Genomic DNA, 16,012 nt, shown 5'->3' on the forward strand with positions numbered 1-16,012 from the left:
TTGTACTAGCTTTGTCATTTTGACATTTGCCTGCCCTACTTTTGCTTCTGGACAAATCAATTGTGATATCCGCAAGCTTGAATTAACTCAAATGCAAAAAGCACGGCTCAGATTCATTAGAATGCAGTATAAGCGAAATCATGATACAAATTTACAACATACTGCAAATAACAAACGTAAAAATGAACAATTGAATCAAATTCTGATGCAACCAAAATTTGATGAGGCAGAAGCTAAACGTTATGTGCTGAGCCATTATATGCCACGAATGCAGCAGGATGTAGAAGAATTAAAGGTTCAGTATGATTTTTTACAGGTTTTAAACCATCAACAGCGTCAAAACTGGATTAATAATTGTTTACGTTAATGATTAACAATTAATTAGAATTATCTATGTTGCTTTCTTAAAATTACACTGTATTCAATGTGATGTGCTAAACCAGATAAGCATTAAGCTTGTAATGCAACCACGCAATCTATTTAATGTACTTCAACTTATTGATATATCAGGTAAATATCTATAATAAGTGACTCATTAAGTTTTCATTCACTCAAGATTTATTTACTTTACTAACTCTGCATAAATCCCCTACAGGAATTTATGCAGAGGTGGAATAAATTTGAATGGTATTTGTTGTTATTTGGAATTAAAAAATTTAGCTATAAATCCAAAATTTTTTATTTAGTGAAATAATTGTTTTATTGTTTCGTGCAATTAGCATCACTAGATGCATCAACAATGCCACTAACACTACTTATATCACAAATATATAGACCACTATTATTCCCCATCCATACTGATTTTTTTAGATTGCTACCACTTTTGGGTTCAGCATACAAATGATAAGTAGAACAATCAGTATTATTTTGACATTTAACTCCAAAATTATATTTATTGCTGTTACCAACTTGCTGCTGAACAATAGCACTTAGATCACTTTGAACAAAACTACCATTAAATGATTGTAATTTTCGTTCGGCAATTTTTTGACTCAGATTTGTTAGTGTTGTGCTAGCCTCTGCTAAATTAGCTTTTTCGATATAGGTTTTATAACTAGGCACGGCTATAGCAGACAATATACCAATAACAGCGACTACTATCATTAATTCTATCAGAGTGAAACCATTATTTAAAAATTTATTGCTCATAAAAATCAATCTGTATATACGTTTTTAATAAATTATTTCTCATACAGAGCAGCCTGTATATTTTCCTCAACTATACTGGTTGTCGATTCATTAAGTCCCCAGCCTTTAGAAGTGATGCGGAATAAATATACACCTACTCCAGCTGCTTTATCTGGACCTAAATATTCTATAACGTATCGGTACTTCTTTCCATCGCTGTCGTGTGGTGATTTAATAGAGGGATCATTATTTGCATCGGTAAATACATTACCTCTCTTCCAGACTTCTACTTCACCCGACTTAATACTACTACTACATTCTTGTACTGTTGCCAACTTACTATTGGCTTTCGATGGTTGAATATTGGCGGCCGCACATAAACCATCTTTACAATTACAGGTGAATATTTTTTGAACACCCTCAGCCGGCCAAGTGCTAATAAGGTCTTCTGCTGCGACAATACCTAATTGCGCATTCTGTAGAGCAAATTGATGGTCACTATCATTGGCACTAGTGCGTGAATCCATTGAAGTACTCTGCATGGTGGCAACAACTAGAAAAGCAATGACAATCATCATAATAAGCACTAAAAATAGAGCGAAGCCGGATTGCTTAATTGGTTTAGTTTTATAATTAGTTTTCATGTCTTCAGCCATTAGTATAGAACTTAAATAATTACAGTTAAACTTGATTATTGTTACAAATTTCACCTTGTCTAACCATTGCATTGATAACATAATTCACATTATTCGTATTCGGACCAGCTGACAGTGGGTTTATTGTCAACGTAGCTTTTATTAAAACAGGTGGTTTGGCAAAATTGAAATTAAGCCGATTTCGTGTATTAATATTATTAACTGATTGAATAGGAGAGCCCACCCCTGATGAAAGCTTTGGACAGTTATCAGTGTGACCATCGTAATCAAAGCTAAATTGTAGATTGGATACATTACTCACAATAAGTTGAGGAGCCCCCCAATGTCCGCTGCTATAATTTATGCGATACAATCCAGGTGCAGAATCAGAATTTGTGGTACCAACTATGTATACTACAGCATCCACATGATTTTCTAAATTCGGTATATCTTCATTACAATTTGTGGCTACAATATCTCTTGCATAATTTTCATTAATATATGTCATTATTAGTGACTGGCTGCCTCTAGTCGGAGTAATACTTATACCATTAGGGATTCTAGTTGATAAAAACTGTTTATTATTTATAGTAAAAGAGCCACTGAATATATGATTTAGATCTGCTGTTGTTGGTGGGTTCATGCAACTAAAATTACCTAATTGGCGTGCATCGCTACGCAAGAGGTTTGCTGCATTTCTGACATCCTGTTCATAATTGATTCTTGTCTTAACCTGTTCTTTCAGTTTATAAGTAGTTATAAATGTTGAACTAGCGGCTAGTAGTATAATTATACTGATAATTGATGCTACCATTATTTCAACAAGACTGAAACCAGATTGTTTATTTAAACCAACTACAAAGTTTGAATTAAATTTACTCTCTCGATTAGTCTGAGCATGATAAGTTTTTTTCATGATTGGCCTGCTGTTAAACTATATGAAAATTCACCATTTACATCATTATTACCCAGAGATTGTCCTCCCCACGTGACAGTAATTTTTCCATCCCGATTAATAGCACAGCTATTTAAACTTGCATTGATGAGGCGAATATTCAGTTTGTTTGAACAAGTATCCTTATTGTCGGTAACATATTGAGAATAATCTTTAGCAATGTATTGTATTTTGGTACCATTTGCGTCCTCTCTTTCCTTAATCATTAAACCAGGTTGGGAGCGCATCTTTTCTATATAATTTTGCACTGCTCTGGTGACCTCACTTTGATTTGCCGCATTAATTGATGTATTTACCGCTGTAATCTGCGCTAACATCAATGCAAGTACCCCGAAAGATAATACAAATATGGCTACAATTGCTTCTACTATAGTAGTACCTTGTTGTGACTGGTAAGCATACAAATAATGCTTTGTATTTTTAATATTATGCTGAGACATATCAATTTTCCTATCTTTCAAAATCAGGGTAACTATAATGTACAGTAGGAATTTGTATTATTGTGGCTACTCTGACCATAACATGCCACTGGCTTGCCACCCGGAGTGATAATAAGACGCCGGTTTATATTCGTATAGTGACTATCAATGATATCGATTATTATAGTCGACTGTCCAATGGCCCAGCTATTAGCATTTGGCCCATTACCAATACCAAATTGACCACTAGGCATAAAACCCAACATATCATTATTAGCAATATTGCCATTACATGTGGCTGAATTGCCATTACAGATTCGCCATCTTAGTAGTACCTTAATTTTATTAATATTATCAGCATTCTGATTCAGGGCAACAACACGTACAGAGGAATCTTTAGTTGCTTCGTATTGCCCATTCATATCACTATCATTGAAAGCTAAAAATCCCTGCCAGCCCAGACCATTCTGATAGTTACCAAACTGACTACACGCATTGGAATCAGCCGTACTTTTTTTGATTACCGTAGGACAGATTAATATCGGCTTATTGGTACGAATAGCTTCAGCACGGGCAAACTGAAACAAAGCAAACATCTGATCTGCCCGATTATTGATTCGCTGCGAAGCAATCAATCTTTCCATACCCGGTAAAGCAATAGCAGCCAGCACTGCCGTAATTGCAATAACAATTAACAGTTCAATCAAGGTAAAACCAGCATTTGTTGGTTTGGATGAAACCATAATTTCAATCCTAAAATTTCCAGACACAAATTAATATACAGTTATTTTCAGATAATTTTACAACATTTCACCTGTTTTGAACTAATTATTTGTGCCAAAAACAAAATTAATCATCAAAATACCCATCAGGCATAGCTACATTATCAAATTTGGTAAATTGACCCTGAAAGGTTAGATGTACTTTTCCGGTTGGCCCGTTTCGGTGTTTGCCGATGATACATTCTGCTAAACCCTTGAACTGACTATCGGGATGATAATATTCATCTCGATACATAAACATAATCAGGTCTGCATCCTGTTCAATTGCGCCAGATTCACGCAAATCCGACATCATTGGCCGTTTATCCGTTCTTTGCTCTACTGTGCGGGATAACTGTGACAAGGCAATGATAGGAACCTGTAACTCTTTGGCTAATGATTTTAAAGAACGGGAAATTTCACCCAGTTCTGAAGCGCGGTTATCCGAACGACCCGAACCAGACATTAACTGTAAGTAATCAAGCACAATCAGACCAAGTTTCCCACCCTGCTGCCGAGCCAGCCGCCGTGCGCGTGCACGTACTTCCAGTGCTGTTAATCCAGGAGTCTCATCAATAAACATTGGTGCATCAGTCAGTTTAACTACAGCATCATTCAGCTTGCCCCAATGTTCATCCTGCAACTGTCCTGTTTTGAGTACACTTTGATCAACCCGGCCTACTGAACCCAACATACGTAGTACCAGCTGTGCTCCACCCATTTCCATTGAAAATACAGCTACTGGTAATTTTTCCGAAATGGCCACATGTTCAGCAATGTTCAGGGAAAAAGCGGTTTTACCCATAGAAGGACGACCGGCAACAATTATCAAATCGCCAGGTTGCAGGCCGGATGTCATTTTATCTAGATCTATAAATCCGGTTGATACGCCCGTAACATCATTTTTGTTGTCGCGGGAATACAAATAATCAATTCGGGTAACCACTTCTTTCAGTAACACGGGCATACTTAAAAAGCCCTGTTTCGACCGAGCGGTTGATTCGGCAATCTGAAATACACTGTTTTCTGCCTCATCCAGCATTTGTGCTGCGTCTTTACCCTGAGGGCTGTAGGCTGAACGAGCGATTTGTGTTCCGACCTGTGCTAGCTGACGCATAATGGAGCGCTCGCGCACAATTTCCCCATAACGGCGGATGTTTGCGGCTGAAGGTGTGTTCTGCGCCAGCGTGATAAGATACTCCAGCCCACCTGCCGGTTCAAGCTCTTCACGCCGTTGCAATTCTTCCTGTACTGTAATTACGTCAGCTGGACGCGACAGTTCAACTAAAGTTTTGATCCCCCTGAATATGAGTCGATGCTCATGACGATAAAAATCATCTTCATCAATTAAATCTGCAATCCTGTCCCAAGCGCTGTTTTCCAGCATCAGACCACCCAGAACAGACTGTTCTGCTTCCATTGAGTGAGGAGGTACTGCTAGCTGATTTATCTCTTCACTGCTTATATTGATTTCTTCCATGTCTTTTAACTTTAATGACCTCTTTTTTAATTTTACCATTAAGCGCGTGTTTATTTGCCGCTAATGAGGGCAGTGTATTACAATGATTAATGAACCATATAATGGTTTAAGGTGAGTTAAACGTTTTTTATATTTGCAAATTAACCCAATTTGCCTGAACGCATAAACACACTGCAAAGCACTAACAAACCACCTAATCAAAAGGAACCTCAACCATGGAACATAAATTACCAGTACTGCCCTACGCTCTTGATGCTCTGACACCACACATTTCCAAAGAAACAATGGAATACCACTATGGTAAACATCATCAAACTTATATCACCAATATGAATAACCAGATTAAGGGTACTGAGTTTGAAAACATGCCTCTGGAAGAGATTGTAAAAAAATCTTCAGGTGGACTATTTAATAACGCAGCGCAAACCTGGAATCATACTTTTTACTGGTTTGGTTTTGCTCCGAATGGTGTAGCGTTGACAGAAAACGGTGCTTTAGCCAAGGCAATCAATGATAAGTGGGGCAGCTTTAATGCCTTTAAAGAGGCATTCGATAAAGTAGCAGCAGGTACCTTTGGTTCAGGCTGGGCCTGGTTGGTAAAAACACCGGATGGTGAGCTTGATCTGGTATCAACCAGTAATGCTGCCACTCCACTTACCAGTACCAATACTCCGCTGTTAACATGCGATGTATGGGAACATGCTTACTACATTGATTATCGTAATAGTCGTCCAAATTACTTAAGTAATTTCTGGGAAATTGTTAACTGGGGTGAAGTAGAAAAACGCTTCGCTGCCTGATTAAACAGTAATTATAAAAAATCTAAAAAACTGCCTTGAAAAAGGCAGTTTTTATTATTGAGTTTTGATTTAGTTACTTTCTTTAGGTATGTACCAGTAATGCTTGGTGTTATGTGTTTGCATATACTGCTTGAATTCTACTGAGTTATAAGCTGATTTAACAGCCTGAGCCCAAGACTTTTGTACATTATCCGCTCTTACTGCTACCACCAGCTCAAATGCAGGTACTATATCTTCCTGCAAAAGGGCAAGATCAGGATTAATTTTGGCTGCATAGGCTCTGCTTCCCGGTATCACTGAGTAATCGAAATCAGACAATGTTCTTGGAATATTACCCGGGTCTAGTTCTGTAATGCTCAACTGATAAGGATTAGTTTTGATATCATTTTTAGAAATCATGCCTGGATTAGTTAGGGGTTTTAGGGTAATCCATCCTGCTTTCGCTAGCAAACGATATGCTCGGGCAGCATTTGCCGGATCATTGGGTACGGCGATGGCACTGCCTTTTTTTATCGCCTGCAAATTATCATGGCGTTTAGAATAAATAGCTGTAGGTACGGTTGGAATGTGTGTTAAAGCCACCAGACTGGCTTTTTTGTTTTGATTGAAAGCTAGCATATAAGCAGTATGCTGATCGACATTAATATCTACACTGCCTTGCTGTAAAGCAATATCGGCCTGCAGTAAATCAGAAAAATCAATCTGTTTAATCTGGTAACCCTGTTTTTCCAGAATCGGCTTGACTGCATCAAGAAAAAGCTGGCTATAGGGCCCGGGCGATGTACCAATAATAATCTGTTTGCTATTGTTTTTATTCTGCTGGCAGGCCCCCAGTGCCAAGCAGGCTATTATTAAAATAAAAAGATACTTTATCAGCTTCATGCTATCTGCTCCGGTTAAAGTAAGATTTAAATCCTATATTTTGCAAAAACCAAAAATTTTTAGTCTGTTCTGAATGGAGATTAACCACTTGCATTTGGCTTTATGATTGTTTAAGTGAGTCTTCCAATAGTTAGAAAATTGAGACTAAATGATATTTTCTACTGATTGCAGCAGGATATTAAAAGATTGGCTGCTTATAAACAAAGATTAAAAAGTTATAAGCTTATAAGTACAAAAAACGGCTTTTTTCAAAGCCGTTTTTTACAGATTAATTCTTTTTGGCTTTGGCCGCGAGCCAGTTGCCTAAAGTCTGGATAATTTGCACAATCAATACCAGTACAATGACAGTAGCAATCATAATTACGTAATCAAACCGCTGGTAACCATAATTAACCGCCAGATCACCAATACCGCCACCGCCAACTGTACCAGACATGGCTGTGGCATCAATCAAACCAATCAGCGCTGTGGTTAAAGCCAGAAGAATAGAAGGCATTGCTTCCGGTAAAATAAAATAGCGAATAATCTGGAAATTGGTGGCACCCATTGATTGAGCTGCTTCAATAATCCCGGCAGGCACACTCAGTAATGAGTTTTCTATCAGGCGTGCTATGTAGGGGGAAACAAAGATAATCAGGGGGATAATCATTGCTTTGGTGCCAATAGAGGTATGAATAATCAAGCTGGCAACCGGTAATACACAAATCAGCAGAATAATAAAAGGTAATGAGCGGACAATATTAATAATAATATTTAACAAGTTATACAATATTGGCTTTGGCCACACGCCTCCCTGACGGGTGAGCAACAATAATACGCCCAGAGCTGTACCTAATATTGAACCCAGAACAAATGAAATGCTAACCATGTTGAAGGTTTGCAATAATGCTGTACCAAACTGGTCAGCAGTTAATGAGGTTTCAAACCATTGATTCATACACCACCTCTTTCAACCCGAACGCCTTTTGTTTGTAAAAATGCCACTGCCTGTTCTACATTTATTTCAGTACCGTTCATCTGAATAAACATACTTCCCAGCACAACACCACCTATTTCACGCATATTGGCAAAAAGTATATTGATTTCCACCAGCTGTTTTAAAATCAACTCGTTTACCACTGGCTCTCTGGCTGAATCGCCCAGAAATTCTAGGCGGAAGATATTGTCTTGTTCAACCAGACTATCTAGTACAGCTTCGGGTATTTCAGCATTGATTACAGTGCTGACAAATTTTTTTGTTGTTTCCTGCTGTGGTGCTGAAAAAATATCCAATACTGAACCCTGCTCGATTACCTGACCTTTTTCCATCACGGCCACTTTATTACAAATTGAACTGATTACTTCCATTTCATGGGTAACCAGTAATATAGTAATATTACGTTCATTATTAATTTGCTTTAATAATTTCAATATTGATAAAGTAGTTTGCGGATCCAGTGCAGAGGTTGCTTCATCACACAATAATATGGATGGCTCGGTAATCAGGGCGCGTGCAATTCCGACACGCTGCTTTTGTCCGCCGGATAACTGACCGGGGTAGCTGTGTTTTTTGCCGGCTAAATCAACATACGACAACATTGCATCAACCCGACGATCAATTTCTTCACGTTTTAAGCCCTGCAAAACCAGTGGAATGGCTATATTCTGGGCTACTGTTTTGGATTCCAGCAAATTAAAATGCTGGAAAATCATACCAATCTTTTTCTTGTGCGCGCGTTGTGCTGTAGCATCCAGTTTGTTTAAGTCAACTCCATCTACACACACTGTGCCAGTAGTAGGTTTTTCCAGCTGGTTTACCAGACGGATTAAGCTGCTCTTACCTGCGCCACTCCAACCAATCAGCCCGAAGATATCACCCGTATCAACAGTGAGATTAATATCATTCAAGGCATGTACTTGCTGTTTATTTTTGATATAAGTTTTTTTTATATTTTCAAATATGATCATAACGACCCTTAGAATATCCAGTGCAATTTGATTCCAGATGATGTAGTTGCAATGCAATACAGATAGTGTACTTGATAAATCATGAATGTGTTGACTGAATTTTTCATGCCAACGGCTAAAAACCACAAGTATACTGTAAATAATAGTCAAAATGGCTGGAATTATTTATCAATGAATTACTGCTTAGCGACAATGATTTCCCTGTCGAAGGTCTTGCCAGTTAACTGCATGGCAATGGTGCTGCTGCCAGCACTGGATAAACGCTTCACTTTGCAACCATTGCCATTCATATTCACGCGCACTTTTAATTTCATCATTCCAACTCACTGACGGAACCGCGGGATGACACATAATCAACAAACCCTGTTTTGAAGCACTGCCAAGCCATTCTGTCCATTTGGCCTGTAAGATTTTGACATCCGCATCGAAGTTGTAAATACCTGCGAAAGCATAATTATGTGTGATGTGTGCTTGTTCTAATGATTTATCTAGCTGATAGCCGCCAAGAGCATGAATTATTCCTGCTTTGATATCGTGCTGTGTGCTTTTAGTGCTGCGTACTGCAACATCACATCCATACCGCTGTAATATAATCTCTAGCAAAACGGAACGTATCTGCGGAAACTGATGAACGTGCTGATGTCCATCTATAAAAACCGGTTTATACCCGATTTTGTCTTCGAAGGCATCAAGTTGGCGATTAATCACATCCTGCAAAATTGTTTTTGGCCATGCATGTAAGTAAGATTTGATTAAAACCTGTTTCAGGCTGCCCAAACCTGCAAAACCAGTTAAATCAAAATGCAAACCAATATCGATATGCTGTTTTTTCAGTTCAGCCACTTCATCTGCTGCGATTGTACCCAGACTCATGAAACTACTGGCCTGTATGCGCCTCATTTGCGCCAACCGCAGTACAGCTTCGTTTACGGCTGCCGACAAACCTAAATCATCTACATTAATCATTACTGGTTTCATGGCTTACTTTCTCATTGAAGGCCCAGAATTTACCCAGAATAAAAGATAAAACCGTCACTATTATGGTAACAATGATCCATAACCACCAGTAGGCCTGATTGCCAAACCATTTTATGCCAGCCATGAATAAAATCTGATTAAGCCCAAAACCTACCACGGCACTGCATAACCAGCGCCAAAGAGCCTGAAACCACGAATAATGCGTCTGGCTAAAGGTAAGGTGATAATGTCCCATAAAGCTGATAACAAAAGCACACAGGAAAGCCAATGGATTAGCTAAAACAGGCACAAGCTGAGCATACTGTACCAGTAGTAACAAACAGAAAAAATGCATAGCAGCAGCAGCTCCCCCTACCAGGGTAAACCAGACCCCCTGTCTGGAAGCGATTTTCATTTTGGTTCGCGACTGTCCCATACTTTATCCACCAGATAAAGCGGCCGCTGTTTCACTTCTTCATAAATACGGCCAATATACTCGCCAATCACACCAAGACAAACCAGCTGAATTCCGGCAGAAAACATAATTCCAGCGGCCAAAGTCGGCCAGCCGGCAAGGTCTTTGCCAAAAAATAAGGTATCAGCCACAATACACAAGCCATAGATTAGTGCGAGCAGGGAAATAATCAGTCCCATCCGGGAAATCCAGCGTAACGGCCGTTGTGAAAATGATGTAATACCTATCAGTGCTAATTCAAACAGGCTGAAATAGTTAAATTTACTTTTGCCAGTCTGGCGTAAAGATGCCTGAAATGGGATGTAAATGGTAGAAAAACCAACCCATGCATACAGCCCTTTCATAAAACGCTGTCGCTCAGGTAACTGAAGCAGAGCTTGTACCACTCTGCGCTTCATCAGACGAAAGTCACCGGCATTAGGGGTAAGCTCATAGCGATGCGTATCCTGCATAAAATGGTAAAAACTATTTTTCAATGTTCGGATTAATAACCCTTCGTGTTCGCGCGAGGCCTGTACTGCTGCTACCACATCTACATTATTGGTATGCATCAAAGTCAGCATCTGCTCAAGTACTGATACCGGATGCTGGCCATCAGCATCCATCATGGTAACCAGCTCACCCTGAGATTGCTCCAGTCCGGCAGTCAGTGCTGCTTCTTTCCCGAAATTGCGTGAAAACTGCACCAATCGCAAGGCAGTGTTGGCCGGTAGTTGTTGTCTGAGCTGCTCATACGTAGCAGTCAAATGATCTTTACTGCCATCATCAACCAGAATAATTTCACAAGATTTTTCCTGCCGGCTTGTAAAAGTAAATAATTCCGGCAAAAAACGGCCTACTGCGGCCGCATCATTATATATTGGTAGAATAATACTCAAACCAATGATATTTTTATCCATATAATTTACCTTACAGACGACTGGCAGATTGAGATAACCCAGGCATTTTGTAGATAATACCCGATTTCATTTTTGCAATAAGTAAGCACATTGTTACTTCAAACATTTTTTTGGAATATAAGCCTGCCAGACTACTTTAAGCGGTTCACGATCAGGCAATTTATTCCACGCGATTGTCCACTCCCCTCGTTTCATGATCAAATCAGGCTGCTGAACTAAAGGCTGTAACCATGGCACTTGCGGCCGATCGTTGGCTGGCCATAATGCCAGTGTGCCATGCTGCCGCAAACGATTATCGCTCATCCAGGGTGAATAGGCAGCATCGCCCGACACCATTACCGATGGGGCAAATTTTGAATAGGAAGCAACCAATAGCGCTACCCAGTCTGAACCAGTCACACTGTCCAGTTTACATGAAGAAAGCATTTGCCATTGTTTATCAGCTTGTATGGCCAGTGCAACCTGTGGCCAGTCCATGCGTGAAGGTTTATGGCGTATACGGGCACCAAATTCTACATAAATAGCCATTAATATGGTGACGATTAATGCCCAGATGCCTGTGCCTTTTAGCAAGGAGTCAATTTTATTGGTGAATACCTGTTCAGGGATGAGAGCAACTATTATCAGTCCGGATAACCCCCACATCGGCATACCCCACATATCCCGCAAACCAAGTCCGAAAATCAGTCCGGCACAAGCCAGTATCAATGTAGGAGCCAGCCCCATCCATAACAGGAAATGCCAGTCAGACCGATACAATATCTGAACGGGAGTGCGTAAGCTCAGGCGTGTACGGGTAAAAAGAAGAATCAGTAAAAGGGGCAGATGATTGATTATCTGTGTTCCCAGATAACCAAAAGCAGCCAAATGACCATTGCGGCTGGCATCCTCGGCAGAACGGGCGGAAGCATAGGTCAATGGTAACCAGTTATGCTGCATCAGCCAGTACACATTCGGAGCAAAAACCAATAAGGCTATCAGTATCGCCAGCCACGGTTTTGCTGTTAACCATAAGCGGCGATATGGTGTGCACAGTGAATACAGTACCATGGTAATAATCAGCACGGCAACAGTATATTTCACTAGCATGCCAGCGCCAGCCAGCAAACCAAACAGCAACCAGTATCGCCAGCGATTTTCTCGGATAGCCAGATAAAATACGTATACCAAGCCAAGCCATACTGGCATTTGCGCTATATTATGATTGAACTCCAGTGAAGGCCACGTATAGTAAAAGATAGCCAATAAAAACAGAGCACCTAAAAATGCCCTGCTCGGACTCATCAGGCGTCGTCCAAACAGATAAGCCAGCCACAAGCTCAGCGCAATAGTACACTGGCTCAGAATATACGGGCCGATGTGTCCGAAAATATGATAGAAAGAATACAGTATCCAGCTTGAAAGTGGTGGATGCTTGTAATATCCCCATTGCCATTCACGCCCCCAATAAATACCTTCAGGCACATCTAATGGGTAGCTGGCAGAAAGCACAAATGGTAATACTGTCCACAAAATAAAATACAGGATTAACCATAAAGGCAATCGGACTGAAAACGGTCTACATGACATGGATAGGATTTCAGCTTTTAAAGCACATTATTATAGCGGTACTGTAAAGATTAAGGTCAATTCCACAGTACAGCACCAGTGGATTACGGACAGGTAGTCTTTAATAAGCCATCCTGTCCCGAAAAACTCAAGCGCAATTTATCAAAAAAATTGCGCTTGAGTTTTATCAATCAGGCTGAATAAATTCATGCCACCTGAAATTTAAGCATAATTTTTTCCGGCCAGATCAATTCCAGCTCATCACCAGACTTAATTGCGGCAACGCCTGCCGGTGTACCGGTATAAATAATATCACCAGCCTGCAAGCCATAAATACGGGATAAATAACTGATAATCTGCCGACAGGAGAACATCATGTCGCGGCTATTGCCCTGCTGTCGTATTTCCCCATTAACTTTCAGGCAAAAATCCTGCATCTGGATATCGTTGACCTTATCTGGGGTAATAAAGTGTGAAACACACGCAGCGGTAGGAAATCCTTTGGCCTTCTCCCATGGCAGCCCTTTACCTTTTAGTTCTGTCTGCACATCACGAGCAGTTAAATCCAAACCAATGGCATAACCGCCTACATAGTTAAGTGCCTTGTCTTCGTCTACATCAATAGCATCTTCTTTAATGTAAATGACCAGCTCACACTCGTGATGTACATCCCGGCTATAAGCCGGCAGTTTTATATTATCGCCAGCCTGAGCCAGAGAAGAAGTTGGTTTCAGAAATACAACCGGTTCGTCAGATTTGGCATTATGCAATTCTTTCACATGTTCTGAATAATTTCGTCCGATACAAAAAATATTGCCTAAAGCAGCTTGCTGTCCTTCAATTTGAATGGTTTTCATCATATGTTACCAAAATATAGTTCAAGCCTGAATATTAACTACTGTCTGAAAACACCAATTAATTAATCCGACAAAAACAGTTTGTCAAAATCACAAATTCTGCCCGTATTATCCCTGATTATCGGGCAGAATACAGATTTAGCTGGCTTAAAAGGTAGTAATTTCACTTAATTTTAATAATTGCATGGATTCACGCAAATATGGCTCAACAGTTTTAATCAGATTTTGAAAATGGGCGGTATTGTTATGCTCATCAATCGCAGCTTCATTAGCCCAGCATTCTATAAATACAATGCGATCAGCCTTATCCAAGTCCTTGTTAACTGTATAAGACATATTGCCCGGTTCTTGACGTGACAGAGTCACACACTGCTCAACTGCTGCCGCAATATTCGGCCATGCATCGGTTTTCAGCTCCATCATGGCAACTAGCTTAATTGGTTGTGACATATCTTCATCTCCAGAATTTTATATTAGGCAATAGCACAAAAAGTAATACCACAGTTTTAAGCCTATCCTTTTAATTAGGTTCAGGCAAATAAAATTACTCGCGGCGAGTAGCGTCTACACCTTCCTGAACCGAGTTTACCCCGATAATAGTCAAACCTGGAAAATCAGCTACCCGTTTCGGACAGTTGGCCGCCGGAACAATGGCATGCGTGAATCCGAGCTTTTCTGCCTCGCGTAGCCGTTCCTGTCCGCGTGGTACGGGGCGAATTTCACCAGATAAACCAACCTCACCAAATACAATCAGCTTTTCCGGCAAGGGGCGGTTACGATAACTGGACAACATGGCCAGAATAACAGCCAAATCGGCAGCCGGCTCCGTAATCTTTACACCACCGACGGCATTCAGAAATACATCCTGATCATAGCAGGCAATACCAGCATGGCGGTTCAGCACAGCCAGCAACATGGCCAGACGTTCCTGTGCCAGCCCCACGGTTAATCGCTTGGGCGCAAAGCCATGTGCATCATCAACCAATGCCTGAATTTCTACCAGTAGCGGACGCGAACCTTCCTGTGTTACCAGCACGCAGGAGCCGGGTACGTCATCACGGTAGCTGGATAAAAACAGTGCCGAGGGATTAGACACCCCTTTTAGCCCTTTTTCCGTCATCGCAAAAACACCCAGCTCATTGGCGGCGCCAAAACGGTTTTTAATTGCCCGAATCATGCGGTAATTTGAGTGGGTTTCCCCTTCAAAATACAACACTGTATCTACCATATGCTCCAGAACGCGTGGTCCGGCAATCGCTCCGTCTTTAGTTACATGTCCAACCAGTAACATACTGATGCCCTGCTGTTTGGCCAGGCGGGTTAACTGGGCAGCACATTCGCGTACTTGTGATACTGAGCCGGGTGCAGAAGTAATACTGTCTGAATACATGGTTTGAATCGAATCAATCACCACCACTCTTGGCTGCTGCCGCGCAATAGCTGCACTAATCGCTTCGACCCTGATTTCTGCCAGCAAATGCACTCTGTCTGCCTGCACACCCAAGCGCTGCGCACGCAACGCTACCTGCTGTGCCGATTCCTCACCAGAAACATACAATACCGATTCTTTTTCTGCCATCTGGGCTATTGTTTGCAGCAGTAAGGTGGATTTACCAATACCCGGGTCTCCGCCCAGCAGGATAACCGCACCTTCTACCAGCCCTCCTCCAAGCACCCTGTCCAGCTCCCCCATACCGGTAGCAGTGCGCTGTACTTCAACCGCACTCACGTCGGCCAGCAACTGCACCTGCGTTTGACCGGCTGCCCATGACTGAAAGCGGCTATTGGACGCAGCCGTGGGTAAAACTGTTGTTTCTTCTAGCGTATTCCATTCGCCACAATGCGGACAACGTCCTTGCCATTTGGGTGAATTACCGCCACAACTGCGACATTGAAACTGAGTTTTTTGTTTTACCATGAAACCTTTCCAACAAAATTTTCTCTAAATTTGGCAAAAACGAAGTATGGTATTGCCCACACTGCTTCAAATGTTTGCCAGTCTGGCGTTGCTAGGCTGGATTTTATGTTCACAAAGCCAATGATTAATATTTAATAACCCATTTATTGTCAATGAATATTGATACAAGCCATCTTCCAAACAGGATGTTTAAAATACAATAAACACGGGATTAAAAACGTAACGCACCTATTTAAAAATCATCTCCAATAAGCCCTTTTATCGACGCATTAATTGATTTAGTAAAATCAGTTTGTGGTATTTTGATTTTACATGAGCTTTAGATATGGTAGAAAACCATATATTGCGCTT

General features: G+C 40.7%; 18 protein-coding genes. 2 read left to right on the forward strand and 16 right to left on the reverse strand.

Annotation, left to right across the window (positions count from 1 at the left end):
• Nucleotides 1-19 precede the first annotated feature (19 nt).
• Nucleotides 20-367, forward strand: a complete 348-nt coding sequence (locus GYX26_RS06485) for a Spy/CpxP family protein refolding chaperone (RefSeq protein ID WP_174828587.1) — start codon at nt 20-22, stop codon at nt 365-367.
• Between the two features lie 332 nt (nt 368-699).
• Here the strand turns inward: GYX26_RS06485 and GYX26_RS06490 are convergent, their stop codons facing one another.
• The 6 genes from GYX26_RS06490 to dnaB all read right to left on the reverse strand — a co-directional run bounded on the left by GYX26_RS06490 (nt 700) and on the right by dnaB (nt 5,378).
• Nucleotides 700-1,149: a type IV pilin protein gene (locus GYX26_RS06490; RefSeq protein ID WP_174828588.1), complete on the reverse strand. Its 450-nt coding sequence runs from the start codon at nt 1,147-1,149 to the stop codon at nt 700-702.
• A gap of 32 nt (nt 1,150-1,181) precedes the next feature.
• Complete coding sequence (locus tag GYX26_RS06495) at nt 1,182-1,772, reverse strand: PilX N-terminal domain-containing pilus assembly protein (RefSeq protein ID WP_174828589.1); 591 nt, start codon at nt 1,770-1,772, stop codon at nt 1,182-1,184.
• Nucleotides 1,773-1,809: 37 nt separating this feature from the next.
• Nucleotides 1,810-2,679, reverse strand: coding sequence for a PilW family protein (locus tag GYX26_RS06500; RefSeq protein WP_174828590.1), 870 nt, complete (start codon nt 2,677-2,679; stop codon nt 1,810-1,812).
• Nucleotides 2,676-3,158, reverse strand: a complete 483-nt coding sequence (locus tag GYX26_RS06505; protein WP_174828591.1) for a hypothetical protein — start codon at nt 3,156-3,158, stop codon at nt 2,676-2,678. The genes GYX26_RS06500 and GYX26_RS06505 overlap by 4 nt, the downstream gene beginning before the upstream one ends.
• A gap of 32 nt (nt 3,159-3,190) precedes the next feature.
• A complete protein-coding gene (locus tag GYX26_RS11415; protein WP_174828640.1) occupies nt 3,191-3,880 on the reverse strand; it encodes a GspH/FimT family pseudopilin in 690 nt (229 codons plus the stop codon).
• 106 nt (nt 3,881-3,986) lie between these two features.
• Nucleotides 3,987-5,378: a replicative DNA helicase gene (dnaB, locus tag GYX26_RS06515; RefSeq protein WP_174828592.1), complete on the reverse strand. Its 1,392-nt coding sequence runs from the start codon at nt 5,376-5,378 to the stop codon at nt 3,987-3,989.
• Between the two features lie 215 nt (nt 5,379-5,593).
• Between dnaB and GYX26_RS06520 the strand changes: the two genes are divergently transcribed.
• The gene (locus GYX26_RS06520; protein ID WP_174828593.1) at nt 5,594-6,178 is read left to right on the forward strand and encodes a superoxide dismutase; all 585 of its coding nucleotides are present in this window, start codon (nt 5,594-5,596) and stop codon (nt 6,176-6,178) included.
• 69 nt (nt 6,179-6,247) lie between these two features.
• On the opposite strand, the gene GYX26_RS06525 is transcribed toward GYX26_RS06520, so the two are convergent.
• From GYX26_RS06525 to radA, 10 genes are all read right to left on the reverse strand, one after another.
• Complete coding sequence (locus GYX26_RS06525) at nt 6,248-7,060, reverse strand: MetQ/NlpA family ABC transporter substrate-binding protein (protein ID WP_174828594.1); 813 nt, start codon at nt 7,058-7,060, stop codon at nt 6,248-6,250.
• 268 nt (nt 7,061-7,328) lie between these two features.
• Nucleotides 7,329-7,997 carry a methionine ABC transporter permease gene (locus GYX26_RS06530; protein WP_100089560.1) on the reverse strand — a complete coding sequence of 223 codons (669 nt, stop codon included), beginning with the start codon at nt 7,995-7,997 and terminating at the stop codon, nt 7,329-7,331.
• Complete coding sequence (locus GYX26_RS06535; protein ID WP_202984291.1) at nt 7,994-8,947, reverse strand: methionine ABC transporter ATP-binding protein; 954 nt, start codon at nt 8,945-8,947, stop codon at nt 7,994-7,996. Before GYX26_RS06535 ends, GYX26_RS06530 begins: the two co-directional genes overlap by 4 nt.
• Before the next feature lie 243 nt (nt 8,948-9,190).
• Complete coding sequence (locus tag GYX26_RS06540) at nt 9,191-9,985, reverse strand: ChbG/HpnK family deacetylase (RefSeq protein WP_174828595.1); 795 nt, start codon at nt 9,983-9,985, stop codon at nt 9,191-9,193.
• Nucleotides 9,966-10,400: a GtrA family protein gene (locus GYX26_RS06545; protein ID WP_174828596.1), complete on the reverse strand. Its 435-nt coding sequence runs from the start codon at nt 10,398-10,400 to the stop codon at nt 9,966-9,968. The genes GYX26_RS06540 and GYX26_RS06545 overlap by 20 nt, the downstream gene beginning before the upstream one ends.
• Nucleotides 10,376-11,338, reverse strand: a complete 963-nt coding sequence (locus GYX26_RS06550) for a glycosyltransferase family 2 protein (protein WP_174828597.1) — start codon at nt 11,336-11,338, stop codon at nt 10,376-10,378. Before GYX26_RS06550 ends, GYX26_RS06545 begins: the two co-directional genes overlap by 25 nt.
• Nucleotides 11,339-11,431: 93 nt before the next feature.
• A complete protein-coding gene (locus tag GYX26_RS06555; protein WP_174828598.1) occupies nt 11,432-12,880 on the reverse strand; it encodes a glycosyltransferase family 39 protein in 1,449 nt (482 codons plus the stop codon).
• Nucleotides 12,881-13,092: 212 nt separating this feature from the next.
• The gene (locus GYX26_RS06560) at nt 13,093-13,743 is read right to left on the reverse strand and encodes a fumarylacetoacetate hydrolase family protein (RefSeq protein WP_174828599.1); all 651 of its coding nucleotides are present in this window, start codon (nt 13,741-13,743) and stop codon (nt 13,093-13,095) included.
• A gap of 147 nt (nt 13,744-13,890) precedes the next feature.
• Nucleotides 13,891-14,193, reverse strand: a complete 303-nt coding sequence (locus GYX26_RS06565) for a putative quinol monooxygenase (RefSeq protein ID WP_100113451.1) — start codon at nt 14,191-14,193, stop codon at nt 13,891-13,893.
• A 94-nt stretch (nt 14,194-14,287) separates the two neighbouring features.
• Nucleotides 14,288-15,661, reverse strand: a complete 1,374-nt coding sequence (gene radA / locus GYX26_RS06570; RefSeq protein ID WP_100089568.1) for a DNA repair protein RadA — start codon at nt 15,659-15,661, stop codon at nt 14,288-14,290.
• Nucleotides 15,662-16,012: the final 351 nt, after the last annotated feature.

The organism is Snodgrassella sp. ESL0253, assembly GCF_013344965.1.
Taxonomy (GTDB): domain Bacteria; phylum Pseudomonadota; class Gammaproteobacteria; order Burkholderiales; family Neisseriaceae; genus Snodgrassella; species Snodgrassella alvi_B.